A 336-nucleotide genomic window follows, 5' to 3' on the forward strand; every position below is an offset into this window, starting at 1 on the left:
AAGGCTGCTTTGGCTTTGGCTTTCGCTGTATCTAAGTTTCCATTTTCATGGACTTTTCCAATGACAGTTGTTCCTGCTGCTTGTGCTGCATCGATACTGTCTTTGTTCTTAGCTGCTTCAATCTTAGCTTTCGCATCTTTCTTAGCTGCTTCTACTTCTGCTTTCTTAGCTGCTTTTTGATCTTCACTTAAGCTTGAATCATTTGTGATTTCTTCTGTTTCAGCTCTTGCTGCTTCATCGATGGCGTTGTTGGCTGCTTCTTTAGCCGCATCTAATGTTCCTGGTGTGTGAACTTTTTCAATTTCTCCTACTCCAGTTGTCTTAGCTGCTTCTACA

General features: G+C 41.7%; 1 protein-coding gene. It reads right to left on the bottom strand.

The genetic code is table 11. From position 1 onward, the window contains the following. A partial coding sequence (locus N8M20_RS10235) for a DUF1542 domain-containing protein (RefSeq protein WP_261080519.1) occupies positions 1 to 336 on the bottom strand: 336 nt, incomplete at both ends.

The organism is Streptococcus mitis, assembly GCF_946190275.1.
GTDB classification, from domain to species: domain Bacteria; phylum Bacillota; class Bacilli; order Lactobacillales; family Streptococcaceae; genus Streptococcus; species Streptococcus mitis_DC.